Origin of the sequence: Achromobacter sp. SIMBA_011 (assembly GCF_046535435.1) — a bacterium.
GTDB lineage: Bacteria > Pseudomonadota > Gammaproteobacteria > Burkholderiales > Burkholderiaceae_B > Achromobacter > Achromobacter dolens.
On record NZ_JAWRWN010000494.1, the window covers coordinates 1 to 270 of the forward strand.

Below are 270 nucleotides of genomic sequence, written 5' to 3' on the forward strand. Positions count from 1 at the left end.
GAAAACATTCGCACTGACCAGCCAGGCGCTGGGCTGAATCCGGAGAGACCCATGTTAAGCAATTCACTGATCGAACTGGACCGCGCCCATCTGGTCCACCCCGTCTCTTCGTTCCGCGGCCATGAAAAGCTAGGCGTGCGGGTGCTGAAGTCGGCAAAGGGCGCCACCATCACCGACATGACCGGCCACCAGCTGATCGACGGTTTTGCCGGCCTCTGGTGCGTCAATGCCGGTTATGGTCATGACAGCATCGTCGAGGCGGCTGCAAAG

The 270-nt window shown here is 60.0% G+C and carries 1 pseudogene; it reads left to right on the forward strand.

Annotated elements, in window-relative coordinates:
• Positions 1 to 51: 51 nt before the first annotated feature.
• Positions 52 to 270: pseudogene (locus SB816_RS31860) on the forward strand (aspartate aminotransferase family protein); the annotation flags it as partial.